General features: G+C 42.1%; 30 protein-coding genes. 27 read left to right on the plus strand and 3 right to left on the minus strand.

Annotated features, from left to right (window positions below):
- Window positions 1-170: 170 nt before the first annotated feature.
- A complete protein-coding gene (locus AXK38_01640; protein ID AMH88055.1) occupies window positions 171-1,859 on the minus strand; it encodes an amino acid permease in 1,689 nt (562 codons plus the stop codon).
- A 214-nt stretch (window positions 1,860-2,073) separates the two neighbouring features.
- On the opposite strand from AXK38_01640, the gene AXK38_01645 reads away from it, so the two are divergent.
- The 16 genes from AXK38_01645 to pflA all read left to right on the plus strand — a co-directional run bounded on the left by AXK38_01645 (window position 2,074) and on the right by pflA (window position 15,506).
- Window positions 2,074-2,439 (plus strand): hypothetical protein, encoded by a 366-nt coding sequence (locus tag AXK38_01645; protein ID AMH88056.1) that lies wholly within the window; start codon window positions 2,074-2,076, stop codon window positions 2,437-2,439.
- A gap of 11 nt (window positions 2,440-2,450) precedes the next feature.
- Window positions 2,451-3,017 (plus strand): hypothetical protein, encoded by a 567-nt coding sequence (locus AXK38_01650; protein ID AMH88057.1) that lies wholly within the window; start codon window positions 2,451-2,453, stop codon window positions 3,015-3,017.
- 228 nt (window positions 3,018-3,245) lie between these two features.
- Window positions 3,246-4,097: a replicative protein gene (locus AXK38_01655; GenBank protein ID AMH88058.1), complete on the plus strand. Its 852-nt coding sequence runs from the start codon at window positions 3,246-3,248 to the stop codon at window positions 4,095-4,097.
- Window positions 4,098-4,149: 52 nt separating this feature from the next.
- A complete protein-coding gene (locus tag AXK38_01660) occupies window positions 4,150-4,359 on the plus strand; it encodes a DNA-binding protein (GenBank protein AMH88059.1) in 210 nt (69 codons plus the stop codon).
- Window positions 4,360-4,421: 62 nt separating this feature from the next.
- Window positions 4,422-5,561 carry an integrase gene (locus tag AXK38_01665; protein AMH88060.1) on the plus strand — a complete coding sequence of 380 codons (1,140 nt, stop codon included), beginning with the start codon at window positions 4,422-4,424 and terminating at the stop codon, window positions 5,559-5,561.
- Between the two features lie 139 nt (window positions 5,562-5,700).
- Window positions 5,701-6,471 carry a hydrolase TatD gene (locus AXK38_01670; protein AMH89598.1) on the plus strand — a complete coding sequence of 257 codons (771 nt, stop codon included), beginning with the start codon at window positions 5,701-5,703 and terminating at the stop codon, window positions 6,469-6,471.
- The gene (locus AXK38_01675; protein AMH88061.1) at window positions 6,471-7,037 is read left to right on the plus strand and encodes a DNA primase; all 567 of its coding nucleotides are present in this window, start codon (window positions 6,471-6,473) and stop codon (window positions 7,035-7,037) included. The genes AXK38_01670 and AXK38_01675 overlap by 1 nt, the downstream gene beginning before the upstream one ends.
- Before the next feature lie 65 nt (window positions 7,038-7,102).
- Window positions 7,103-7,975, plus strand: a complete 873-nt coding sequence (locus AXK38_01680; protein ID AMH88062.1) for a 16S rRNA methyltransferase — start codon at window positions 7,103-7,105, stop codon at window positions 7,973-7,975.
- Window position 7,976: 1 nt separating this feature from the next.
- On the plus strand, window positions 7,977-8,855 hold the full coding sequence (locus AXK38_01685; protein AMH88063.1) for a ribosome biogenesis GTPase RsgA: 879 nt from the start codon (window positions 7,977-7,979) through the stop codon (window positions 8,853-8,855).
- Window positions 8,856-8,865: 10 nt separating this feature from the next.
- Window positions 8,866-9,522 (plus strand): ribulose phosphate epimerase, encoded by a 657-nt coding sequence (locus AXK38_01690; GenBank protein AMH88064.1) that lies wholly within the window; start codon window positions 8,866-8,868, stop codon window positions 9,520-9,522.
- Window positions 9,485-10,147: a thiamine pyrophosphokinase gene (locus tag AXK38_01695; GenBank protein AMH88065.1), complete on the plus strand. Its 663-nt coding sequence runs from the start codon at window positions 9,485-9,487 to the stop codon at window positions 10,145-10,147. Before AXK38_01690 ends, AXK38_01695 begins: the two co-directional genes overlap by 38 nt.
- Window position 10,148: 1 nt before the next feature.
- Entirely contained in the window at window positions 10,149-11,405 is a 1,257-nt protein-coding gene (locus AXK38_01700; GenBank protein AMH88066.1) for a recombinase RmuC, read from the plus strand.
- On the plus strand, window positions 11,395-12,336 hold the full coding sequence (locus tag AXK38_01705) for a 3'-5' exonuclease (protein AMH88067.1): 942 nt from the start codon (window positions 11,395-11,397) through the stop codon (window positions 12,334-12,336). Before AXK38_01700 ends, AXK38_01705 begins: the two co-directional genes overlap by 11 nt.
- A 105-nt stretch (window positions 12,337-12,441) precedes the next feature.
- Window positions 12,442-13,269, plus strand: a complete 828-nt coding sequence (locus tag AXK38_01710) for a transcriptional regulator (protein AMH88068.1) — start codon at window positions 12,442-12,444, stop codon at window positions 13,267-13,269.
- Window positions 13,270-13,335: 66 nt separating this feature from the next.
- Window positions 13,336-14,586: a diaminopimelate decarboxylase gene (locus AXK38_01715; protein ID AMH88069.1), complete on the plus strand. Its 1,251-nt coding sequence runs from the start codon at window positions 13,336-13,338 to the stop codon at window positions 14,584-14,586.
- Between the two features lie 125 nt (window positions 14,587-14,711).
- The gene (gene pflA / locus AXK38_01720) at window positions 14,712-15,506 is read left to right on the plus strand and encodes a pyruvate formate lyase-activating enzyme 1 (protein ID AMH88070.1); all 795 of its coding nucleotides are present in this window, start codon (window positions 14,712-14,714) and stop codon (window positions 15,504-15,506) included.
- Window positions 15,507-15,581: 75 nt separating this feature from the next.
- Here pflA and AXK38_01725 read toward each other — a convergent pair whose 3' ends face one another.
- Both AXK38_01725 and AXK38_01730 read right to left on the minus strand, forming a co-directional pair.
- A complete protein-coding gene (locus AXK38_01725; protein AMH88071.1) occupies window positions 15,582-16,508 on the minus strand; it encodes a hypothetical protein in 927 nt (308 codons plus the stop codon).
- 77 nt (window positions 16,509-16,585) lie between these two features.
- Window positions 16,586-16,864: an acylphosphatase gene (locus AXK38_01730; GenBank protein ID AMH88072.1), complete on the minus strand. Its 279-nt coding sequence runs from the start codon at window positions 16,862-16,864 to the stop codon at window positions 16,586-16,588.
- 33 nt (window positions 16,865-16,897) lie between these two features.
- Between AXK38_01730 and AXK38_01735 the strand changes: the two genes are divergently transcribed.
- The 11 genes from AXK38_01735 to AXK38_01785 all read left to right on the plus strand — a co-directional run bounded on the left by AXK38_01735 (window position 16,898) and on the right by AXK38_01785 (window position 25,706).
- Window positions 16,898-17,638: an RNA methyltransferase gene (locus AXK38_01735; protein AMH88073.1), complete on the plus strand. Its 741-nt coding sequence runs from the start codon at window positions 16,898-16,900 to the stop codon at window positions 17,636-17,638.
- A gap of 54 nt (window positions 17,639-17,692) precedes the next feature.
- Entirely contained in the window at window positions 17,693-18,376 is a 684-nt protein-coding gene (locus AXK38_01740; GenBank protein ID AMH88074.1) for a hypothetical protein, read from the plus strand.
- A gap of 110 nt (window positions 18,377-18,486) precedes the next feature.
- On the plus strand, window positions 18,487-19,479 hold the full coding sequence (locus tag AXK38_01745) for an asparagine synthetase A (GenBank protein AMH88075.1): 993 nt from the start codon (window positions 18,487-18,489) through the stop codon (window positions 19,477-19,479).
- 64 nt (window positions 19,480-19,543) lie between these two features.
- Complete coding sequence (locus AXK38_01750) at window positions 19,544-20,083, plus strand: 16S rRNA (guanine(966)-N(2))-methyltransferase RsmD (GenBank protein ID AMH88076.1); 540 nt, start codon at window positions 19,544-19,546, stop codon at window positions 20,081-20,083.
- A complete protein-coding gene (locus AXK38_01755) occupies window positions 20,073-20,561 on the plus strand; it encodes a phosphopantetheine adenylyltransferase (GenBank protein AMH88077.1) in 489 nt (162 codons plus the stop codon). Before AXK38_01750 ends, AXK38_01755 begins: the two co-directional genes overlap by 11 nt.
- On the plus strand, window positions 20,545-21,582 hold the full coding sequence (locus tag AXK38_01760; GenBank protein AMH88078.1) for a peptidase S16: 1,038 nt from the start codon (window positions 20,545-20,547) through the stop codon (window positions 21,580-21,582). The genes AXK38_01755 and AXK38_01760 overlap by 17 nt, the downstream gene beginning before the upstream one ends.
- A gap of 89 nt (window positions 21,583-21,671) precedes the next feature.
- Window positions 21,672-21,869, plus strand: coding sequence for a phosphopantetheine adenylyltransferase (locus AXK38_01765; protein ID AMH89600.1), 198 nt, complete (start codon window positions 21,672-21,674; stop codon window positions 21,867-21,869).
- A gap of 23 nt (window positions 21,870-21,892) precedes the next feature.
- Window positions 21,893-23,176 (plus strand): UDP-N-acetylglucosamine 1-carboxyvinyltransferase, encoded by a 1,284-nt coding sequence (locus AXK38_01770; protein AMH88079.1) that lies wholly within the window; start codon window positions 21,893-21,895, stop codon window positions 23,174-23,176.
- A complete protein-coding gene (locus tag AXK38_01775; protein AMH89599.1) occupies window positions 23,169-23,357 on the plus strand; it encodes a DNA-directed RNA polymerase subunit beta in 189 nt (62 codons plus the stop codon). Before AXK38_01770 ends, AXK38_01775 begins: the two co-directional genes overlap by 8 nt.
- A 38-nt stretch (window positions 23,358-23,395) precedes the next feature.
- Window positions 23,396-24,220, plus strand: a complete 825-nt coding sequence (locus tag AXK38_01780) for a DNA-entry nuclease (GenBank protein AMH88080.1) — start codon at window positions 23,396-23,398, stop codon at window positions 24,218-24,220.
- A gap of 154 nt (window positions 24,221-24,374) precedes the next feature.
- Complete coding sequence (locus AXK38_01785; protein ID AMH88081.1) at window positions 24,375-25,706, plus strand: hemolysin; 1,332 nt, start codon at window positions 24,375-24,377, stop codon at window positions 25,704-25,706.
- Window positions 25,707-25,733 lie beyond the last annotated feature (27 nt).

The following is a 25,733-nucleotide window of genomic DNA, read 5'->3' on the forward strand; positions in this document are numbered from 1 at the left end:
AGGTATAGTTACTGACTTCGCCAGTTCTATCTGCAACCTCAAAGCAGTGCTTTGAGCAGCCTGCGGCTAGCTTCCTAGTTTGCTCTTTGATTTTCATTGAGTATAAGCATAGTGGATGGATTCAGAAAAAGGCCTTACCAGAGCTTCTTGGTTCTGGTAGGGCCTTTTCTTTATTCTTTTAAGTGATAAGAGTAGCTAGCTACAACGACGTCTTGGTGCCAACGGAGGGCGTATTTGAGTTTGAGACTCATTTGATTGTGCAGGATATTTTGCCAAGGTTTATTAGGGATAAACTGGGGAACGAGGACAGTGACTGTATAGTTCTTTTTCTGGGCATCCTCGGAAATACGTTTGACATACTTGACAGTAGGCGTGATGATGTCACGGTAGCTGGTCTTGATATTTTTCAGAGTAATGGTTGGGAAGTAATCGGCAAATTCTTGGAGAATTTCTTGGTCTTTTTCTGCTGTTTCCTTGGTGGATATATGCATGGCTAAGACTTCGTCACCGATACTTTGAGCGTAGTTAATGGCTCCAACGCTGACTCGGGTGACATTTCCTACTAGGACCAGAACCAGATTGCCGTCGTAAGTACGTTTTTCGATTCCTTCATAGAGACGCAGTTGTTGGGCCGCTTTTTGGTAATGACTGTGAATGGCCAAGAAGAGTAGGGTGAGTGCGAGAATAATCGGGAAGAAAGGCCAGATATCACTGAGACGGAAAAAGAGCAGGATCAGCACGATAGCGTAGCAAATGATAGCTCCGAGGATATTGGCAAGGGCAGGTTTTAAGAAATTTGCCCCCTTTTCTTTTTTCCAATGACGAATCATCCCAGTCTGAGAAAGGGCAAAGGGCACGAAGACACCGATAGTATAAAGAGGAATCAAACGTTCGGTATTGCCATTAAAAATGAGAAGAAGAATCATAGCCCCAAATGCAAGAGTTAAAATTCCATTGGAGTAGCCTAGGCGGTCTCCTTTTTCCATAAAGAGGTGAGGCATGTATTTGTTTTTAGCCATATTGTAAGCCAGCATAGGGAAGGCTGAAAAGCCAGTATTTGCTGCTACGGCCAAAATCAAGGCTGTGGAGAATTGGAAGGTATAATAGCCAAGGTGACCTAAGAAGGAATTTCCAAGGATGCCTTGAGCCATCTGTGAAAGGATGGTTTCTCCGTGTTGAGGCAGAATCCCCATCCAGTAGTTTAGGAAGGTGATACCAGCAAAAAGAAAACCTAAAATCAGTGACATGATGGTCAAGGTCTGAGCAGCATTCTTTTCTTTTGGAGCCTTGAAGAAGGGAACGGCGTTTGAAATAGCTTCAACCCCTGTTAGAGAGGCAGAACCACTGGTAAAGGCTCTTAGAATGAGAACGATAGACAGACTCGGTACAGCATGGCCGATAGGTGAAGTCGCCTGATAGCTAAGAGTACCTATCATTAGTTGAAAGATTCCATAGAGCAAGAGAAAGACAGTACTGATGATAAAGAGATAGACAGGAATCATCAGTGAACTGGCAGATTCTTTCAACCCCCGTAAGTTCAAGAGCATGAGCAAGCAAACTAGAAAAATAGAGATGTGGAGGTTGTAAGGGTGAAGGGCAGGGAGGGCTGCTGTGATAGCGTCAGCTCCAGATGATACAGATACCGCCACAGTCAGCATGTAGTCAACCAGCAGACTACCTCCAGCAATCAAGCCTAGCTCGGGCGATAGATTTTCTCGAGTAACCATATAGGCCCCTCCTCCTTGAGGATAGGCGTGGATGATTTGACGGTAGGAAACAGTCAGACTGGCCAGGAGTAGGAGGACAAAAAGGCCGATAGGGAGGCTCCACCATATAGCAAGTGGAGAGAGGCTAGCCAAGACGAGGACTACTTGCTCAGGTCCATAGGCAAGCGTATTATAGAGATTCTACGAAAAGAATTAAAAAATTTATAATCTCTTCCGAATTCTGTTGAAATTTCTCCTAATAGATAAGGAGGTGTAATTTTAAACGTTGTTATCTGTAATCGTCACAGTGTTTATTTGCTTAAAAGTAGACGATTTACTTTTAAGTTTAGAAAGAAGGTATTGAATTATGGCACTTAAGAACTTAACTTATTTTACAGAGTTTAATACGTCACTTTTCCTTTCTCGCAAAGAACTACGTTTTGTGTCCGCAACAAGGTGGATAGAAAAAAGTGAAACTGGTTCGGAAACGGAGAAAGGTGTAAAAGTTTGCGTGCTGGTCTTTGCGGATGAAAGTGACTATCCCAACGAAAAAAATAATACTGGGGAGCAGCTCACTGTAAAAGTTCCATTTGCATCTATGAAGGATTATGATACGTTTCAACCAATGCTGACATCTGTAGAAATTGTAGACATTGAGAAAGCAATTGTATACGGAGAATATCGTAACCAACTTAGTTTGACTGCAAAAGTCATTGAAGTTGTAGCACTTTAAAGGAGGCAAATATGCCATCGATTATCGAAGAATTACCTATGAAGATTTTTGAAGGTGCTAAGGAAGTTTATCATCTTTTTAGTAGAAAACTTGAGGAGTACCAGATGAAAGTCCAGATAGAAGAAAATCAAAAAAACTGGAATAGATTTCTAGCTTCTACGCAAAATGTATTGGTAGAATTAGTGAAAGAAAATATTCAGGAAAATCAGTTTGCATATAAGCTATCTCCGATTTATGAAGAGCAGGAAGTTGATCAAGCTGATGGGAGTAAGTCAATTCAGAGAGTGCATGTAGCAGATGAAAGAGTTCCTTTATGTGCAATTGATAACCATGGGATTCGAGAATTTGAAGCTAGGTGTGTAGTTTTCCGGTTTCAAGTTTTTGGAGAGCTACCCCCAGAAGTTCTATTACGAATACAGGATACTTGGATTTTTTATTTGCACAAATATGCTCTTCATGGTCTCGCTGATCTATATGTAAAGCATGGGTTACGCTATCTAGTATTCATCATATGTAATGAATCAGATAAACGAACGATTAAAGGGGCGTTGTTCAAGTTGAAACATCCGTGGTCTTAGATGGTTAAATTCTTTATGCCGTGAAAGTTTATTGGCTATAGGTTAAGATAGATTAGACTGGTTGGGGCGGTGCGGTCGAACTTTGTTCGCCGCGCCGACACAATCAGTTTTATAATCTTAGGGTCCCTATTGTCAATAAATCATGGAATAAATCTGAATTTAATCATCGATAGTGCGATGCCTTAACTTGATAAGCGTCAAACAAAAGCACGATAAGTATAAATATATATGTATAAAATAGATTCAACTAAACTTGTTAAAAGTTACTTGTATGGTGATACGATAGAAATGACAACTGCGAATGGACAACAGGAGCAGACCATCAAGGTAATATCTGGAAAACGTTATGTAAATCTGGAGACGGGAGAAATTCATGACATGGATACTTCCAGTAGTACACGACTCGATAATTTGAAGTCTACTAAACAGACTATGAAAAAACTACGCCGTCTAGTAGCTCACAATTTTACGGGAGGTATCAACCAGTTATGGATAACGTTGACTTATCGAGACCATGTTACCGAAACAGCAATAGTTTACATGGATTTCAAAGCGTTCATTCGACGCATTCGTAATCAGTTTGGAAATGTTGATTATATTACGGTCATTGAACCGCAAGCTAGTGGAAGGTGGCATTTGCATGTGTTATTAAAGAACGATTCTGAACTAACAATTCCTAACAATGACCTTGCTAAGATGTGGGGGAAAGGTTTTACAAAGACCAAGAGGTTAAAGAGAGCTGATAAGGTTGGGAATTATTTGATTGCTTATTTATCTAATTTGCAGATAGGTGATGAGGGTTCACAAAACAAAGCAATTATAAAAGGTGCTCGCCTACATATGTATCCCAAGGGTATCAGAATTTATCTAACTAGCAGAGGAATTGAAAAGCCTTTGGAAATTACAACAACAAAGGGTGAGATTATGGAAACTTATAAAATTAACAGTCCTCCGACATTTTCACGTACCACTAAACATGAAACTCCTCATGGTGTGAAAGAATATACTACCGAGTTTTACGATAACATAAAAAGCTTGTCAGACACTTTTGGCGGAGCAACTGACAAGCTAAGTAGGTAATAAAAGAAAATGTCTTTTACCATCCCTATTATATCAAAAATAGGAGAAATTTATGGAAAATATATATATAAGCAAGAAAGGGATTACGGAATTATTTGATGTTCCGTTAAAAACCTTAAACAATGATCTAACAGAAATGCGAAGAAATGAAAAATTCCAAGGATACATTTTGAAGCCTTCTCATAAGAGAGTATATATAAATGTTGAAGGTTATAAGGAATTTCTGCTTTATAAACAAAAGAAATATGAGGAAGCTATGTAGTTATGTTATAATTAAGCTATGCTACATAGCTTTCCTTTGCTTTAAAAGTACAAGGAGAAGAAATGTTTTTTAAAAAATTGGATAATGGTAAATACCGTTATTATGAGAAATTCTATCATGAACGAGAGGGAAAGTGGAAGCAAGTCTCTGTGACTCTAAAATCAAAATCTAGAATTTCTCAAGCAGAAGCAAAACGTCGTTTGGCGCTAAAAATCGAAAAACTTCTAACCGCCCCTACAAAAGAGGAAGTTGAAAAGAAACAGCTAGAAGAAATGATTTTTAGTCAACTATTGGAAGAATGGAAAACGATTCGTTCCAGTGAGATAAAATCTTCTAGTTATAGAAGTGAGATGAAAAGTTTAGAGCTTTTCATGGGAGCAGTAGGAAATTTGAGAATATCAGATTACACCACTCAGATAGTTCAAACATATCTAATGAATTTGAATGTTCAAAATTCAACAAGAAAAAATCGAAAAATATACTTGAATGCTATCTTTGATTATGCTGTAAAGGTCGGATATATTTCTGACTCACCAGTTAAAGGGGTGGTAATTCCGAAGCAGAAAGCGGACTATGAGAAGTTGCAAAAAGCAAAGGATAATTTCATTAGTAGAGAGGAACTAGGACAGGTTTTATCGTATTGTGAAAGTCACAATAAAGATAAGCGTTATGCTTTGGCAATGGAATTTATCTTTTTAACTGGTCTTCGTTTTGCAGAGTTTATAGGGGTTCGCTATCAAGATGTAAACTTCAAAGCGAATCTTTTAACAATTGATCATACAATAGATTATGTTGCTCATGGATATGATGAGAGAATCTTACAGACAACGAAAACAGTAGGTTCTGTCAGGACGATAGTACTAAGTGAACGTTGCTTGGATATTATCGAGTACTTTCGTAGTAACTGTTTTGATGAGGAATTCATCTTTGTGACTGAGCAAGGTAACATTATGAGACAGCCTTTGTTATATAGATTTATCAAAAGTATTTGTGAAGTAGTGTTGGGTGGGCACAGATCCTATAATATTCACATGCTTAGACATTCGCATATTAGTTTATTGGCTGAACTAGGGATACCCATAAAGGCTATTATGGAGCGAGTTGGACATAGAGATGAATCTATCACTTTAAGGATCTATAGTCATGTAACAAAAAATATACAAGATGAATTGAGAGAGAAACTTAATCAAATTCATCTGTAGATGCTAACCATAGAACTAACCAAGTACTAACCAAAGTGAATAGAAACTAGGGGAAATATAGGGAAGTATAGAAGAGAGAAAGTCTTTTCTTTTGGTAGCTAAGGAACATTGAGGAAAGAGAAGGAAATATAGTTTGGATATTTTTGATACACATACACACTTGAATGTAGAAGAATTTGCGGGTCGTGAGGCAGAAGAAATTGCCTTGGCTGCTGAGATGGGTGTGACACAGATGAATATTGTTGGTTTTGATAAACCGACGATTGAGCGTGCTTTGGAGTTAGTAGATGAGTATGACCAGCTCTATGCGACAATCGGTTGGCATCCGACAGAAGCAGGGATTTACACGGAGGAGATTGAAGCCTATTTGCTTGATAAGCTCAAGCATCCCAAGGTTGTGGCTTTAGGTGAAATTGGATTGGACTACCATTGGATGACAGCTCCAAAAGAGGTTCAGGAGCAGGTTTTTCGCCGTCAGATTCAGCTATCTAAGGGCTTGGATTTGCCTTTTGTTGTCCATACCCGTGATGCGCTGGAAGATACCTATGAGATTATCAAGAGCGAGGGAGTTGGACCTCGAGGTGGCATTATGCATTCTTTCTCAGGAACTCTTGAGTGGGCAGAGAAGTTTGTCGAGCTTGGTATGACCATTTCCTTCTCAGGAGTGGTGACTTTTAAGAAGGCAACTGACATCCAAGAGGCTGCTAGAGAACTTCCTCTGGACAAGATTTTGGTGGAGACGGATGCGCCCTACCTAGCTCCTGTTCCTAAACGGGGTCGTGAAAATAAAACAGCCTATACTCGCTATGTAGTGGACTTTATCGCTGACTTGCGTGGCATGACGACAGAAGAGCTAGCAGCAGCAACGACTGCAAATGCAGAGCGAATTTTTGGATTGGACAGCAAGTAATGAAAGAAAAAATTTCTCAAGTCATCGTGGTTGAAGGTCGCGATGATACGGCCAATCTCAAACGTTATTTCGAGGTAGAGACCTATGAGACTAGAGGTTCTGCCATTAATGAGCAGGATCTAGAGCGAATTCAGCGTCTACACCAACGTCATGGAGTCATTGTCTTTACAGACCCAGATTTTAATGGGGAGCGGATTCGTCGTATGATTATGACGACCATTCCAACAGTTCAGCATGCCTTTCTCAAACGAGATGAAGCTGTTCCCAAGTCCAAGACCAAGGGCTGTTCTCTTGGAATTGAGCATGCCAGCTATGAAGACCTGAAAACGGCTCTAGCTCAGATTACAGAACAATTTGAACATGAGAGTCAGTTTGATATCAGTCGTAGCGACTTGATTCGCCTTGGTTTTTTAGCAGGAGCAGATAGTCGTAAGCGACGAGAATATCTAGGAGAGACTCTCCGAATTGGCTATTCCAACGGCAAGCAACTCCTCAAACGCCTAGAGTTGTTTGGAGTCACCTTAGCAGAAGTGGAAGAAGCTATGAAATCTTATGAGAACAGCTAAGTAGACCCCAAAATACAAGGGGAATGTGTTACAATAGTAGTAACAGATAATAGAAAAGAGAATAGATGAGAATTGCAGATTATAGCGTGACCAAGGCAGTGCTGGAGCGTCACGGTTTTACCTTTAAAAAGTCCTTCGGGCAAAATTTCTTGACGGATACCAATATCCTTCAAAAAATCGTGGATACGGCTGAAATTGATGACCAAGTCAATGTTATAGAAATCGGGCCAGGGATTGGCGCCTTGACAGAATTTTTGGCTGAGCGTGCAGCTCAAGTCATGGCCTTTGAGATTGACCACCGTTTGGTACCGATTTTGGCAGATACTCTTCGTGATTTTGATAATGTGACAGTGGTCAACGAGGACATTCTCAAAGTGGATTTAGCGCAACATATCCAGAATTTCAAAAATCCTGAATTGCCGATCAAGGTAGTAGCCAACTTGCCTTACTACATCACGACGCCTATTCTCATGCACTTGATCGAGAGTGGCATTCCTTTTAGTGAGTTTGTGGTCATGATGCAAAAAGAAGTGGCGGATCGGATCTCAGCACAGCCCAATACCAAGGCTTATGGTAGCTTGTCGATTGCGGTGCAGTATTACATGACTGCCAAGGTTGCCTTTATCGTTCCTCGTACGGTCTTTGTGCCAGCGCCAAATGTGGACTCAGCCATTTTAAAAATGGTGCGTCGTCCAGAGCCAGCTGTAGCAGTAGAAGACGAGAACTTCTTCTTTAAGGTTTCCAAGGCTAGTTTTACCCATCGCCGCAAGACCTTGTGGAACAACTTGACAGGTTACTTTGGCAAAACTGAAGAAGTTAAGGATAAATTGACCAAGGCCTTGGATCAAGCGGGCTTGTCACCAAGTGTGCGTGGGGAAGCCCTCAGCTTGGCAGAATTTGCCAGTCTAGCAGACGCACTTAAAGGGCAAGGATTCTAAGATGCAGGGACAAATCATTAAAGCCTTGGCTGGGTTCTACTATGTAGAGAGTGATGGCCAGGTTTATCAAACACGCGCGCGTGGGAATTTCCGTAAAAAAGGCCATACACCCTACGTTGGGGACTGGGTAGACTTTTCTGCCGAGGAAAATTCAGAAGGTTATATCCTTAAGATTCACGAACGGAAAAACAGTCTGGTTCGTCCGCCTATTGTCAATATCGATCAAGCTGTGGTGATTATGTCGGTCAAGGAACCTGATTTTAACAGCAATTTGCTGGATCGTTTCTTGGTTCTTCTGGAGCACAAGGGTATCCATCCCATCGTTTATATTTCCAAAATGGACTTGTTGGAAGATAGAGGAGAACTGGATTTTTACCAACAAACCTATGGAGCTATTGGCTACGATTTTGTGACGAGTAAAGAGGAACTCCTGCCTTTGTTAACAGGCAAAGTGACGGTCTTTATGGGACAGACAGGTGTTGGGAAATCAACCCTTCTCAATAAAATCGCACCGGACCTCAATCTCGAAACAGGAGAAATCTCAGACAGTCTAGGTCGTGGCCGTCATACCACTCGAGCTGTTAGTTTTTACAACCTCAATGGGGGTAAAATCGCAGATACACCAGGCTTTTCATCACTGGATTATGAAGTATCAGCGGCTGAAGACCTCAATCAGGCCTTTCCAGAGCTTGCTTCTGTCAGTCGCGACTGTAAGTTCCGTAGCTGTACCCATACCCATGAGCCGTCTTGTGCTGTCAAGCCAGCTGTAGAAGAGGGGACCATTGCGTCTTTCCGTTTTGACAACTACCTGCAATTTCTTAGCGAAATTGAAAATCGCAGAGAAACCTACAAAAAAGTCAGCAAAAAAATTCCAAAATAAGGAGAAACCTATGTCGCAATACAAGATTGCTCCGTCAATTCTGGCAGCAGATTATGCCAACTTTGAACGTGAAATCAAACGCCTAGAAGCAACTGGGGCAGAGTATGCCCATATCGATATTATGGACGGTCACTTTGTGCCACAAATCAGTTTTGGTGCAGGTGTGGTTGAAGCACTTCGTCCACATAGTAAGATGGTCTTTGACTGTCACTTGATGGTGGCGAATCCAGAGCATCATCTAGAAGACTTTGCTCGTGCAGGAGCAGATATCATCAGTATCCATGTAGAAGCAACGCCTCATATTCATGGTGCTCTCCAAAAGATTCGTTCGTTCGGTGTCAAACCTTCGGTTGTCATCAATCCTGGTACGCCTGTTGAAGCCATTAAGCACGTCCTTCATCTAGTTGACCAAGTCTTAGTCATGACAGTGAACCCTGGCTTCGGTGGGCAAGCTTTTCTACCTGAAACCATGGATAAGATTCGTGAGTTGGTTGCCCTTCGTGATGAAAAAGGCTTGAACTTTGAAATCGAAGTGGATGGTGGGATTGATGACCAAACTATTGCTCAAGCCAAAGAAGCTGGTGCGACTGTTTTTGTAGCAGGTTCTTATGTCTTTAAGGGAGATGTCAATGAGCGAGTACAAACTCTCAGAAAAGAACTGGACTAGGGTTGCCGTTTTTGCAGGCGGAGACCGAGGACACTACAGGACAGATTTTGATTGCTTTGTCGGTGTGGATCGGGGCTCGCTCTGGGTCTTGGAGGAAAAACTTCCTCTCGCCCTAGCAGTTGGGGATTTTGATTCTGTAACGGAAGAAGAGCGACAGGTGATTCAAAAACGTGCTCAGCATTTTGTTCAAGCGCGACCAGAAAAAGATGATACGGATTTGGAATTGGCTCTCTTAACCATCTTTGAACAAAATCCTCAGGCCCAGGTTACTATTTTCGGTGCTTTGGGTGGCCGTATTGACCATATGTTGGCCAATGTCTTTCTGCCTAGCAATCCCAAGTTGGCACCTTATATGCGCCAGATAGCGATTGAGGATGGGCAAAACTTGATTGCCTATTGTCCAGAAGGAACCAGTCAGCTTGAACCGCGTTCAGACTACGACTATCTAGCCTTTATGCCAGTTCGGGATAGCCAGCTGACCATTCTTGGTGCCAAGTATGAGTTGACAGAGGAAAATTTTTTCTTTAAAAAAGTGTACGCTTCTAACGAATATATAGATAGGGAAGTTTCGGTGACTTGCCCAGATGGCTATGTGGTTGTCTTGCATAGCAAGGACAGGAGGTAAGATGGAAAGTTTACTTGTTCTATTATTAATTGCCAACCTAGCTGGTCTCTTTCTGATTTGGCAGAGGCAGGATAAGCAGGAGAAACACCTAAGTAAGAGCTTGGAGGAACAGGCAGATCATTTATCAGATCAGTTGGATTATCGTTTTGAACAAGCCAGACAAGCCAATCAGTTAGATCAAAAAGATTTGGAAGTGGCTGTCAGTGACCGCTTGCAAGAAGTGCGAATGGAATTGCACCAAGGCCTGACTCAGGTCCGTCAAGAAATGACAGATAGTCTCCTCCAAACCAGAGACAAGACCGATCAACGCCTGCAAGCCTTGCAGGAATCAAACGAGCAACGTTTGGAACAAATGCGCCAAACGGTCGAGGAAAAGTTAGAAAAGACCTTGCAGACGCGCTTGCAAGCTTCCTTCGAGACAGTTTCCAAGCAATTGGAGTCGGTCAATCGTGGTCTGGGAGAAATGCAGACAGTTGCCCGTGATGTCGGTGCTCTTAATAAGGTTCTCTCTGGAACCAAGACGCGAGGGATTCTGGGCGAATTGCAACTGGGGCAGATTATTGAAGACATCATGACCCCTGCCCAGTATGAACGAGAATTTGCAACGGTTGAAAATTCTAGTGAGCGAGTAGAGTATGCCATCAAGTTACCTGGCCAAGGCGATCAAGAATATGTCTACTTACCGATTGACTCCAAGTTTCCACTGGCGGATTATTACCGCTTAGAAGAAGCTTATGAAGCAGGCGATAAGGATGAAATCGAACGTTGTCGTAAGTCGCTTTTAGCAAGCGTCAAGCGCTTTGCCAAGGATATCAGGAACAAGTACATAGCACCACCTCGGACAACCAATTTTGGAGTCTTGTTTGTTCCGACAGAGGGACTCTACTCAGAAATCGTCCGCAATCCGATCTTCTTTGATGATTTGAGGCGGGAGGAGCAGATTATTGTCGCTGGACCTAGTACCCTGTCAGCCCTGCTTAATTCCCTATCAGTTGGCTTCAAAACCCTCAATATCCAAAAGAGTGCCGACCATATCAGTAAGACCCTTGCTAGTGTCAAGACCGAGTTTGGCAAGTTTGGTGGCATTCTGGTCAAGGCACAAAAACATCTTCAACATGCCTCTGGCAATATTGATGAATTATTAAACCGTCGCACTACAGCTATCGAGCGAACGCTCCGTCACATTGAGTTATCAGAAGGTGAGCCTGCGCTTGATCTACTCCATTTCCAAGAAGATGAGGAAGAATATGAAGATTAGTCACATGAAAAAAGATGAGCTGTTTGAAGGCTTTTACCTAATCAAGTCAGCTGATTTGAGACAGACACGAGCTGGGAAAAACTACCTGGCCTTTACCTTCCAAGATGATAGTGGCGAGATTGAAGGGAAACTCTGGGATGCCCAACCTCATAACGTTGAGGCCTTTACCGCAGGTAAGGTTGTTCACATGAAAGGGCGCCGAGAAGTTTATAACAACACCCCTCAGGTCAATCAAATCACCCTACGCTTGCCTCAACCTGGCGAACCCAATGATCCAGCTGATTTCAAGGTCAAGTCGCCAGTTGATGTCAAGGAAATCCGTGACTATATGGCGCAAATGATTTTTAAAATTGAAAATCCTGTTTGGCAACGGATTGTCCGAAAGCTCTACACCAAGTATGATAAGGAATTTTACTCCTATCCAGCTGCCAAGACCAACCATCATGCCTTTGAAACGGGTTTAGCCTATCATACGGCGACCATGGTGCGCTTGGCCGATGCCATTAGCGAGATTTATCCTCAGCTCAATAAGAGCCTGCTCTATGCGGGGATTATGTTGCATGACTTGGCCAAAGTCATTGAGTTGACGGGACCAGACCAGACTGAGTATACAGTGCGAGGCAATCTCCTTGGACATATCGCTCTGATTGATAGTGAAATTACCAAGACAGTGATGGAACTCGGCATCGATGACACCAAGGAAGAAGTCGTTCTGCTTCGCCATGTTATTCTCAGCCATCACGGCTTACTAGAATATGGAAGTCCGGTTCGTCCACGTATCATGGAGGCGGAGATTATTCATATGATTGATAATCTGGATGCTAGCATGATGATGATGTCAACAGCTCTGGCTTTGGTGGATAAGGGAGAGATGACCAATAAAATCTTCGCTATGGACAATCGTTCCTTCTATAAACCAGATTTAGATTAATGATTTAAGAAAAATGAGCATTTTTTAGGATAAGAATGTTCGTTTTTTTATGTGAATATGGTATAATGGATAAAATATCAAAATTAAATGAAATGGGAAATAGAAATGAAATTAAGAAGAAGTGATCGGATGGTTGTCATTTCCAACTATTTGATTAATAATCCTTATAAACTAACTAGTCTCAATACTTTTGCTGAAAAGTATGAATCTGCTAAATCATCCATCTCAGAAGATATCGTGATTATCAAACGTGCCTTTGAGGAAATCGAAATCGGCCACATCCAGACAGTTACTGGGGCTGGTGGAGGTGTCATCTTCACACCATCAATCTCAAGCCACGATGCCAAGGAAATGGTTGAGGACTTGCGTGCTAAGTTATCAGAAAGTGACCGTATCTTGCCTGGTGGCTATATCTACTTGTCAGATTTGCTTAGCACACCAGCTATCTTGAAAAATATTGGACGCATTATTGCCAAGAGCTTTATGGACCAAAAAATTGACGCGGTTATGACAGTAGCGACCAAGGGTGTGCCACTTGCAAATGCAGTTGCCAATGTCCTCAATGTTCCTTTTGTCATTGTGCGCCGTGACTTGAAAATTACCGAAGGTTCAACTGTCAGCGTCAACTATGTATCAGGTTCAAGTGGAGACCGTATTGAGAAAATGTTCCTTTCAAAACGCAGTCTCAAGGCAGGCAGCCGTGTCTTGATTGTGGATGACTTCTTGAAAGGCGGAGGGACGGTCAACGGGATGATCAGTCTTTTGCGTGAGTTTGATTCAGAATTAGCTGGTGTAGCCGTCTTTGCAGATAATGCCCAAGAAGAACGTGAAAAGCAATTTGACTACAAGTCACTCTTGAAGGTAACCAATATTGATGTCAAGAACCAAGCCATCGATGTTGAGGTTGGTAATATCTTTGACGAAGATAAATAAGAGATAGAACTAAAGGTTGGAACGATTGTCCCAGCCTTTCTTTGCAAATAGAATAGAAGGAAGCTTATGAAAACACCATTTATCAATAAAGAAGACTTAGAAGCGATTGTTGCCGAGTTCCCAACTCCCTTTCACTTGTATGATGAGAAGGGAATTCGTGAGAAGGCAAGAGCCGTCAATCAAGCCTTTTCGTGGAACAAGGGCTTTAAGGAATATTTTGCAGTTAAGGCTACTCCAACCCCAGCTATTTTGAAAATTCTCCAAGAGGAAGGTTGTGGTGTGGATTGCTCTAGCTATGTAGAGCTTTTGATGAGTCATAAACTGAATTTCCCTGGTTCTGAGATCATGTTCTCTTCAAACAACACGCCAGACAAGGAATATGCCTATGCGCGTGAATTAGGTGCGACCATTAACTTGGATGCCTTTGAAGATATTGAACATCTGGAGCGTGCAGCAGGCATTCCAGGAATCATCTCTTGTCGTTACAATCCAGGCGGTGTTTTTGAATTAGGGACAGACATTATGGACAATCCTGGAGAAGCTAAGTTTGGAATGACTAAGGCGCAGCTCTTTGAAGCCTTTGCCATCTTGAAGGAAAAAGGAGCCAAGACGTTTGGGATTCACTCCTTCCTAGCATCCAATACGGTGACCCATCTCTATTATCCAGAGTTGGCGCGTCAGCTCTTTGAATTGGCTGTTGAAATCAAGGAAAAGTTGGGCATTTCTCTAGACTTTATCAATCTTTCTGGCGGTATTGGTGTCAATTATCGTCCAGACCAGGAACCAAATGATATCGCCTTGATTGGTGAGGGAGTTCGTAAGGTATATGAAGAAGTCCTTACGCCAGCAGGTCTTGGTCAGATTAAGATTTTCACCGAATTGGGTCGTTTTATGTTGGCACCTCACGGTGCTTTGGTTACAAGAGTGACTCATAAGAAGAAAACTTACCGTACCTATCTAGGTGTGGATGCATCAGCAGTCAATCTCATGCGTCCAGCCATGTACGGAGCCTACCACCATATCACCAATCTGACTCACCCAGATGGACCATCTGAATTGGTAGATGTGGTCGGTTCACTCTGTGAAAACAATGATAAATTTGCAGTGAATCGCGAGTTACCTCATACAGAAATCGGTGATTTGCTGGTAATTCATGATACAGGTGCCCACGGTTTTTCAATGGGCTACCAGTACAATGCCAAACTTCGTTCTGCGGAAATCCTCTATACCGAAGAAGGTAAAGCCCGTCAAATCCGCCGTGCAGAGCGCCCTGAGGACTACTTTGCAACCTTGTATGGCTTTGATTTTGAAGAATAAAATGATAAGTCATTGAAAATGAAATTGAAAAACAGATTGCTTTCTAAAAAATAGGCAAAAATCTTGTTTTTCCTTCAAGTCGTGATATAATAAAACTATAAAACGTTTTCAAGGAAGGTAACGATATGTCTGAAGAAACAATTGATTATGGACAAGTGACAGGAATGGTGCATTCGACAGAAAGCTTTGGGTCAGTAGATGGGCCTGGTATTCGCTTTATTGTCTTTTTGCAGGGCTGTCACATGCGTTGCCAGTATTGCCACAATCCGGACACTTGGGCTATGGAGTCCAATAAATCACGTGAACGGACGGTAGATGATGTCTTGACAGAGGCCTTGCGCTACCGCGGTTTCTGGGGAAATAAGGGTGGGATTACAGTCAGTGGAGGAGAAGCCCTCTTGCAGATTGATTTCTTGATTGCCCTCTTTACCAAGGCCAAGGAACAAGGTATCCACTGTACCTTGGATACCTGTGCCCTTCCTTTCCGTAATAAACCACGTTACCTTGAGAAGTTTGACAAACTCATGGCTGTCACTGACTTGGTTCTCTTGGATATCAAGGAAATCAACGAAGAACAGCACAAAATTGTCACTAGCCAAACCAATAAAAACATCCTGGCCTGTGCCCAGTATCTATCAGATATTGGAAAACCTGTCTGGATTCGCCACGTGCTAGTTCCAGGATTGACAGACAGAGATGATGACTTGATTGAACTTGGGAAATTCGTCAAGACCCTTAAAAATGTGGATAAGTTTGAAATTCTGCCTTATCATACTATGGGAGAATTCAAGTGGCGTGAACTGGGAATTCCATATTCACTTGAAGGAGTCAAACCACCAACAGCAGATCGCGTGAAAAACGCTAAAAAGCTCATGGATACCGAAAGTTATCAAGACTATATGAAACGTGTACATGGATAATAAAGAAGCCTGATGGAAACATCGGGCTTTTGATATTACAAAAAGACTTAGCAAACAAGCTAAGCCTTTTTCTTCTTATCTCGAACGTTGTTTTCCAGCGTTGCGATTTTTGTGTTTTTTCTTGCTTGTGATAGCAGTTGGTTGTTCAGGGGTAACGTCTTTTCGTCCACTTGGTGTAGAGAAAGTACGTGCTTTTGGTGGGTTCTTGGCTAGTTCTTCACGGACTTTTTTGCGAAGTTTTGGACGAACGATATAGTTTACGATAAACTGTTGGAGAATCATCATGAAACCACCGACAACCCAGTAAAGTGTGACACTAGCTGGTGAGAAGAGGGAGAAGACGACGATCATGAGTGGGCTCATGTAAATCATTTTCTTGATTTGTTCTCTTTGCATTTCATCTTCTACTCCATGAAGTGAAAGGAGCGATTGAAGATAGTAAAGGACACCAGCACAGGCAACCAAAATCATACTTGGAGAACCTAGAGGAATGCCTAGGTAGCTTGCTTGAGCAACCCCTTCAGTATGTTGGGCAGCAAAGTAGATAGCAGAGAAGAAAGGCATTTGAAGGAGGATAGGGAAACATCCTACACCACCAAACATGCTGATGCCGTGCTCTTTTTGAGCGGCAAAGAGGGCTTGTTGAGCTTCGAGTTTTTCTTCTTGAGTCGTTGCTTCTTTGAGACGAGTTTGATGTGGCTCAAGGACGTGCTTGAGAGCGTTCATCTTTTCAGAGTGAAGCGTTGCCTTCCATGATTGGTAGATACCAAGTGGCAAGATAATCAAGCGCACGATAATGGTTACGATGATGATAGCGACACCGAAGCCTAGACCTTTATCAGTAGCGAAATACTTGATAGCTTCAGCCATAGGAGCTCCGATAGTATTCCAAATAAATCCTGTTGGCTGGCCTGTGGCTTTATCGACATTGACACAGCCAGTTAAGACTAGCAACATAGCTATTCCCATAGCTGAGAGTGCAAAACGTTTAATAGATTTCACTGTTTTTATTCCTTCTTAAAAAATTATACCTTTCTATTCTACTGTTTTTTTACAAAATATACAATAGTTCTAGAGACCTAATTTGCGATTTTAAAGTCAGGGTAAGGAGGAAAGTTGCTCAGTTTGACATCTAAGTAGCTGACTTTTGAAAAAGGTGTGGGTCCTTTGCGGATTTCTTGGATAAATTTTGCCATGATAGCAGATGAGTCTGCTTGGGCTAAGATTTCCACTGTGCCATCGTCGTTATTCCATACCCGACCTGTGATGCCACCAATTTCAAGCGCTAGGCTGTAAACACCCCAACGAAAGCCGACTCCCTGCACCCTACCTTGGGCAATCATTCTAACCTTTTGCATACCAAACCCCTTTGATTGTGTTATAATATTTCTATGACTATTATAACCTCAAAAGCCAATTCTGTGGTAAAAAATGCCAAGAAATTACACCAAAAAAAATACCGCAAGTCTGCCTATTTGATTGAAGGCTGGCACTTGTTTGAAGAAGCTGTTCAAGCTGGAGTGACGATTGAGAAAATCTTTGCCCTAGAAAATTACCGAGATCAGTTAGCTGCTTTTCCGCAAACTGTCTGGGTTTCAGAGGATATTTTGCTAGATTTGGCGGATTCTCAGACTCCACAGGGAATTGTTGCCGTGGTTCAAAAAGAAGAAGTAGGACAAGTTGATTTTAGTCAGGGCAAGTTCTTATTTTTGGAAGATGTGCAAGATCCTGGTAATGTGGGAACTATCATTCGGACTGCGGATGCAGCAGGTTTTACTGGAGTGATTGTTTCAGAAAAGTCGGCAGATATCTACAGTCTCAAGACCTTACGTTCCATGCAAGGCAGTCATTTCCATCTGCCCATTTACCGGATGTCTAGTCAAGCGATTCTCGAGGAAGCTAAAGAGGCAGGTATCCCAGTGCTGGCAACAACCCTATCTAAAGATTCTGTTGACTACAGAGAACTGCCTCTTATAGAAAATTGTGTACTAGTTATGGGGAATGAGGGTCAAGGAATTAGTCCCTTCATGGCTGAAAGTGCAGATCAATTGGTCCATATTAGCATGAAGGGGCAGGCGGAGAGTTTGAATGTTGCCGTTGCAGCCGGTATTTTAATTTTCCATTTAAGCTAATTTTAACTTTCTTTGTTATAATCAAGGAAAGATGTTCATAGAAAAGGAGAAAAGATGAATCACACTATTATTCATGACCGCGCAGGTCTCAATCAATTTTACGCTAAAGTTTATGCCTTTGTTGGTCTAGGAATCGGACTATCCGCTTTGGTATCAGGTCTTATGTTGACGGTCTTTCAGTCTCAGCTGGTTTACTTTTTGATGCAGGGGCGTCTCTGGTTGACCATTGCAACTTTTGCAGAGTTGGCCTTGGTTTTCGTTGCCAGTAACATGGCCTTAAAGAATAGTCCAGCGGCTCTTCCAGTATTTTTACTTTACTCAGTATTAAACGGCTTTACCCTGAGTTTTGTGGTGGCCTTCTATACTCCGGGTACAGTTTTATCTGCATTTGTATCAAGCGCCCTTCTCTTCTTTGTTATGGCGGCAGTCGGTATGTTCACCAAGAAAGATTTGAGTGGGCTTGGTCGAGCGATGATGGCAGCTCTAATCGGTTTGTTGATTGCCATGGTAGTTAATATTTTCTTAGCTAGTGGCTTCTTTGATTATATGATTAGCGTAGCCATGGTTTTGGTCTTCTCAGGGTTGATTGCTTGGGACAACCAAAGAATTCGTCTCGCATATGAACAATCACAAGGTCGTGTGGCGACAGGTTGGGTTGTGTCAATGGCTCTCAGTATCTATCTTGATTTTATCAATCTTTTCCTAAGCATTTTACGTATCTTTGGCCGCAATGATTAAAAGGTCTATGAAATCAGTGTTTTGAGTGACACTGATTTTTTTAAAATTTCTCTTTTCTTTTCTTGGAAATAGGTGTATAATGCTTTTAATTAATTTTTGAGGAGTAGTTTATGAAGAAAAGTTTTATCCATCAACAAGAAGAAATTTCTTTTGTCAAAAACACTTTTACCCAGTATTTGAAAGATAAGCTAGAAGTTGTCGAAGTGCAAGGTCCTATCTTGAGTAAGGTCGGTGATGGGATGCAGGACAACTTATCAGGTGTGGAGAATGCCGTATCGGTCAAGGTTCTCCAAATCCCTGATGCTACTTATGAAGTGGTGCACTCACTTGCTAAATGGAAACGCCATACCTTGGCCCGCTTTGGTTTCGGTGAGGGTGAAGGTCTCTTTGTTCACATGAAGGCCCTTCGTCCAGACGAAGACTCGCTGGATGCTACCCACTCTGTTTATGTTGATCAGTGGGACTGGGAAAAGGTCATTCCAAATGGCCAACGTAACATTGCTTACCTAAAAGAAACTGTTGAGAAGATTTACAAGGCTATTCGCCTGACTGAGCTAGCTGTTGAAGCTCGCTATGACATCGAGTCTATCTTGCCAAAACAAATCACTTTCATCCATACAGAAGAGTTGGTAGAACGCTACCCAGACTTGACTCCAAAAGAACGTGAAAATGCTATCTGTAAAGAATTTGGTGCTGTTTTCTTGATTGGTATCGGTGGTGAATTACCAGACGGTAAACCGCACGATGGACGTGCACCAGACTACGATGACTGGACAAGTGAGTCTGAAAATGGCTACAAGGGTCTAAATGGTGATATTCTGGTTTGGAATGAATCTCTAGGTGGAGCCTTTGAGTTGTCTTCTATGGGGATTCGTGTAGATGAAGAAACCCTTCGTCGTCAGGTAGAAATCACCGGTGACGAAGACCGCTTGGAATTGGAATGGCACAAGGCATTGTTGAATGGCCTATTCCCATTGACAATCGGTGGAGGAATTGGACAATCTCGTATGGCCATGTTCTTACTTCGCAAGAAACATATCGGAGAAGTGCAAACAAGTGTTTGGCCTCAAGAAGTCCGCGATACTTACGAAAATATTTTGTAGAGAATCGAACCGCAAGGTTCGGTTTTCTTTCTCTTTTCGCTCATAATTTGGTATAATAAACGGTATGAAAATCGTATCAGGAATCTATGGGGGACGTCCCCTCAAGACACTAGAAGGCAAGACGACAAGACCTACTTCGGATAAGGTTAGGGGAGCCATTTTTAACATGATTGGTCCCTATTTTGAAGGGGGACGAGTCTTGGACCTTTATGCAGGTAGTGGTGGTTTATCTATCGAAGCAGTATCGCGTGGCATGTCCAGTGCTGTTTTGGTGGAGCGAGACCGTAAGGCTCAGACCATCGTGGCTGAAAATATCCAGATGACCAAGGAAATTGGAAAATTTCAACTCCTCAAGATGGATGCAGAAAGAGCATTGGAACAGGTATCTGGGGAATTTGACCTCATTTTCTTAGACCCTCCTTATGCCAAGGAACAAATCGTAGCAGATATTGAAAAAATGGCTGAAAGAGCGCTTTTTTCTGAAGATGTCATGGTCGTGTGTGAGACAGATAGAATGGTAGAACTTCCAGAAGAAATTGCTTGTCTTGGAATCTGGAAAGAAAAAATTTATGGAATTAGTAAGGTGACAGTCTATGTCAGATAAGATTGGATTATTCACAGGCTCATTTGATCCTATGACAAATGGGCATCTGGATATCATTGAACGGGCGAGCAGACTCTTTGATAAGCTCTATGTCGGTATTTTTTTTAATCCCCACAAACAAGGATTTCTCCCTATCGAAAGTCGTAAACGGGGACTAGAAACGGCTTTGAAACATTTGGAAAATGTTGAAGTTGTGTCTTCTCATGATGAATTGGTGGTTGATGTCGCAAAAAGACTGGGGGCTACTTGTCTAGTGCGTGGTTTGAGGAATGCAGCGGATTTGCAATATGAAGCCAGTTTTGATTACTACAACCATCAGCTGTCTCCTAATATAGAGACCATTTATTTACATAGTCGACCTGAACATCTCTATCTCAGTTCATCAGGCGTTAGAGAGATTTTGAAGTTTGGTCAGGATATTGCCTGCTATGTTCCCGAGAGTATTTTGGAGGAAATAAGAAATGAAAAAAAAGATTAGATGGCCCTTATACGTCATTGCGGCCTTGATTGTGACTTTCTTGGCATTTGTAGTGCCCTTGCCCTATTATATAGAGGTTCCAGGTGGTTCGGAAGATATTCGCCAAGTCCTTAAAGTAAATGACACAGAAGATAAGGAAGCTGGTGCCTATCACTTCGTTACGGTCGGTGTTCAGCATGCTACTTTAGCTCATATGATTTATGCTTGGTTGACGCCTTTTACAGATATTCGCAGTGCTCAGGAGACTACAGGTGGTTCTTCCGATGTTGAATTTATGCGAATTAATCAATTCTACATGCAGACATCGCAAAATATGGCCAAGTATCAAGGGCTAAAAACAGCTGGTAAGGATATTGAACTCAAATACCTTGGTGTTTATGTTTTGACTGTGACGGATAATTCGACCTTTAAAGGGATTCTCAACATCTCTGATACGGTCACAGCAGTCAATGATCAGACCTTTGATAGTTCCAAAGATTTGATTGATTACGTCAATTCTCAAAAATTAGGGGACTCAGTTAAAGTGACCTATGAAGAGGATGGGCAAACCAAGTCTGCAGAAGGTAAGATTATCACCTTGGAAAATGGCAAAAATGGGATTGGAATCGGATTGATTGACCGTACAGAAGTGACCAGTGATGTCCCAATTCGCTTTTCAACAGCCGGTATCGGCGGACCAAGTGCTGGTCTCATGTTTAGTCTGGCCATCTATACCCAAATAGCTGACCCTGGCCTTCGTAATGGCCGCATTGTTGCCGGTACAGGAACCATTGACCGCGATGGGAATGTGGGGGATATTGGAGGTATCGATAAGAAAGTTGTAGCTTCGGCTAGAGAAGGTGCTGCTATTTTCTTTGCCCCTGATAACCCTGTTAGCGAAGAAGAACAAAAAGCACATCCAGATGCGAAAAACAATTATCAGACAGCCCTAGAAGCAGCCAAAACAATCAAGACAGATATGAAAATTGTTCCCGTTAAAACCCTACAAGATGCAATTGATTACTTGAAAAACAATCCCTAATTTTAAGTGAAGTTTCCAAACTAGCGCACAAACAGAGAAGATGGTATAATAGTCAAATGGTTCAATTATTATTCACTCTAAGCAGTCACATGCTCTTTATTTATGTGAGTTTTTACCTTTTAAAGGATCTTGTTAGATGGGAAAAAGTTTTAAAAGTGACAGCTGAGAATACAAGAAAAGTCCGTTTATTGATAGCTCTTTTCAGCATCGTAATGGGCTACATCATGAGTTCATTCTTTATCAGCCTATATCAGTTGTGGCAAGAAGCGCTTAGAGGATTATTATAAAATCAAATGTAAAGGAAAGAAGTATGGAAAAAATTGTGGTTCAAGGTGGCGATAATCGTCTGGTAGGAAGTGTTACGATCGAAGGAGCAAAGAATGCAGTCTTGCCCTTGTTGGCAGCGACTATTCTAGCAAGTGAAGGAAAGACCGTCTTGCAGAATGTTCCTATCTTGTCAGATGTTTTCACTATGAATCAGGTGGTTCGTGGTTTGAATGCCAAGGTAGATTTTGATGAGGAGGCTCATCTTGTCGAGGTGGATGCGACTGGTGATATCACTGAGGAAGCTCCTTACAAGTATGTCAGCAAGATGCGCGCCTCCATCGTTGTCTTGGGACCAATTCTTGCTCGTGTAGGTCATGCTAAGGTATCCATGCCAGGTGGTTGTACCATTGGTAGCCGTCCTATTGATCTTCATTTGAAAGGTCTAGAAGCTATGGGGGCTAAGATTAGTCAGACAGCTGGTTATATCGAAGCCAAGGCTGATCGCTTACATGGGGCTCATATCTACATGGACTTCCCAAGTGTTGGCGCTACGCAGAACTTGATGATGGCAGCGACTCTGGCTGATGGTGTGACAGTGATTGAGAATGCTGCGCGTGAGCCTGAGATTGTTGACCTAGCCATTCTCCTTAATGAAATGGGAGCCAAGGTTAAGGGTGCTGGTACAGAGACTATTACCATTACTGGTGTTGAGAAACTTCATGGTACGACTCACAATGTAGTCCAAGACCGTATCGAAGCAGGAACCTTTATGGTGGCTGCTGCCATGACCGGTGGTGATGTCTTGATTAAAGACGCTGTCTGGGAGCACAACCGTCCCTTGATTGCCAAGTTACTTGAAATGGGTGTTGAAGTAATTGAAGAAGACGAAGGAATTCGTGTTCGTTCTCAACTAGAAAATCTAAAAGCTGTTCATGTGAAAACCTTGCCCCACCCAGGATTTCCAACAGATATGCAGGCTCAATTTACAGCCTTGATGACCGTCGCAAAAGGGGAGTCAACTATGGTGGAGACAGTTTTCGAAAATCGTTTCCAACATCTAGAAGAGATGCGCCGCATGGGCTTGCACTCTGAGATTATCCGTGATACAGCTCGTATTGTTGGTGAACAGCCTTTGCAGGGAGCAGAAGTTCTTTCAACTGACCTTCGTGCCAGCGCAGCCTTGATTTTGACAGGTTTGGTAGCACAAGGAGAAACTGTAGTTGGTAAATTGGTTCACTTGGATAGAGGTTACTACCGTTTCCATGAGAAATTGGCGCAGCTAGGTGCTAAGATTAAGCGGATTGAGGCAAGTGATGAAGATGAATAAGAAATCAAGCTACGTAGTCAAGCGTTTACTTTTAGTCATCCTGGTACTGATTTTAGGTACTCTGGCCCTAGGAATTGGCTTAATGGTAGGTTATGGAATCTTGGGCAAGGGTCAAGATCCATGGGCTATCCTGTCTCCAGCCAAATGGCAGGAATTGATTCATAAATTTACAGGAAATTAGGCTGGAGAACCAGTCTTTTTCTAGAGATAAGGAGAAAAATGGATAGAAAAACAAGACAGACATTGATCGGGCTGCTAGTGTTATTGCTTTTATCTGTGGGAAGCTATTATATTAAGCAGATGCAGTCGACAGCGAATAGTCCCAAAACCAAGCTTAGTCAGAAAAAACAAGCGTCTGAGGCTCCTAGTCAAGAATTGGCAGAAAGTGTCTTAACAGATGCAGTCAAGAGTCAAATAAAAGGGAGTCTGGAGTGGAATGGCTCAGGTGCTTTTATCGTCAATGGTAATAAAACAAATCTAGATGCCAAGGTTTCAAGTAAGCCCTACGCTGATAATAAAACAAAGACAGTGGGCAAGGAAACCGTGCCAACCGTAGCAAATGCTCTCTTGTCTAAGGCAACTCGCCAGTACAAGAATCGTGAAGAAACGGGGAATGGTTCGACTTCATGGACTCCTCCAGGCTGGCATCAGGTTAAGAATCTAAAGGGTACTTATACCCATGCGGTCGATAGAGGTCACTTGTTAGGCTATGCCTTAATCGGTGGCTTGGATGGTTTTGATGCCTCGACAAGCAATCCTAAAAACATTGCTGTTCAGACAGCCTGGGCCAATCAGGCACAGGCCGAGGATTCGACTGGTCAAAACTACTATGAAAGCATGGTACGTAAGGCCTTGGACCAAAACAAGCGTGTCCGTTACCGTGTAACTCTTTATTATTCTTCAAACGAGGATTTAGTTCCTTCAGCTTCACAGATTGAAGCCAAGTCTTCAGACGGAGAATTGGAATTTAATGTCCTAGTTCCCAATGTTCAAAAGGGACTTCAACTGGATTACCGAACTGGAGAAGTCACTGTTACTCAGTAAAAGATAACATAAACTCCTATGTCACTTGTAGATATAGGAGTTCTTTCTTACTAGTTTAAGCAGGGCTAGAATAGATACTAAGAAAAAAATAATATGTACTGGAGTAGATTTTGTGATATAATAAAGGATAAGATACTATTTTAGGAGAAGAACTATGGAAGACCCAAGTAGTCAGAATTTGTTGCTACAATTTGTTTTATTGTTTATCTTGACGGTGTTAAATGCCTTTTTCTCAGCCACAGAAATGGCCATGGTTTCTCTTAACCGTGCGCGGGTTGAACAAAAGGCAGAAGAAGGAGATAGACGCTATATCCGTCTGCTGAAGGTACTAGAAAATCCTAACCACTTTTTATCAACCATTCAAGTAGGGATTACCCTGATTACGATCTTATCTGGGGCGAGTTTGGCAGAGACTCTGGGACGAGAAATTGCATCTTGGCTTGGAAATGGTGAAACAGCTTATGCTATTGCAAGTTTTCTATCTTTAGCATTTTTGACTTATATTTCCATCGTTTTTGGGGAATTGTATCCTAAGAGAATCGCTCTTAATCTAAAAGATGCCTTAGCGATTCGTACAGCGCCAGTTATTATTGGGCTGGGAAAACTAGTTAATCCCTTTGTTTGGCTCTTGTCTGCGTCTACTAACCTTTTGAGTCGCTTGACTCCTGTGGCCTTTGACGATGCTGATGAAAAAATGACCCGTGATGAAATTGCCTACATGCTGACAAATAGTGAAGAAACACTAGATGCTGACGAAATTGAGATGTTACAGGGGATTTTTTCACTGGATGAACTGATGGCCAGAGAAGTTATGGTTCCTCGAACGGATGCCTTCATGGTTGATATTAAGGATGATAGTCAAATCATTATCCAAAGTATTTTAAAACAAAATTATTCTCGTATCCCTGTCTATGATGGAGACAAGGATAACGTGATTGGGATTATTCATACCAAGAGTCTTCTTAAGGCAGCCTTTGTAGACGGTTTTGACAATATTGTTTGGAAGAGAATTTTACAAGATCCACTCTTTGTTCCTGAAACTATTTTTGTGGATGACTTGCTAAAAGAATTGCGCAATACCCAAAGACAAATGGCAATTTTGCTAGATGAATACGGTGGTATGGCTGGTTTAGTGACCCTTGAAGACCTCTTAGAGGAAATCGTTGGGGAAATTGATGACGAAACAGATAAGGCTGAAATCGAAGTTCATCAAATAGGAGAAGATACCTATATCGTTCAAGGTGCCATGAATCTCAATGATTTTAATAGCTACTTTGATGTTGAGCTGGAAAGTGATGACGTTGATACCATCGCTGGTTATTATTTGACAGGAATTGGGAGTATTCCAACGACTGAGAAACTTAGCTATGAATTGGTCAGCCAAAACAAACAGCTTATCCTAACCAATGATAAGGTGAAAAATGGACGTGTTACCAAGGTAAAAGTCCAGATCACAGAACTTGAAATAGAAGAAGAAACAGAGTAAACTAGAGGCTTTTGTCACCATGTGTGA

The sequence above is a fragment of the Streptococcus mitis genome, from assembly GCA_001560895.1.
GTDB lineage: Bacteria > Bacillota > Bacilli > Lactobacillales > Streptococcaceae > Streptococcus > Streptococcus mitis_Q.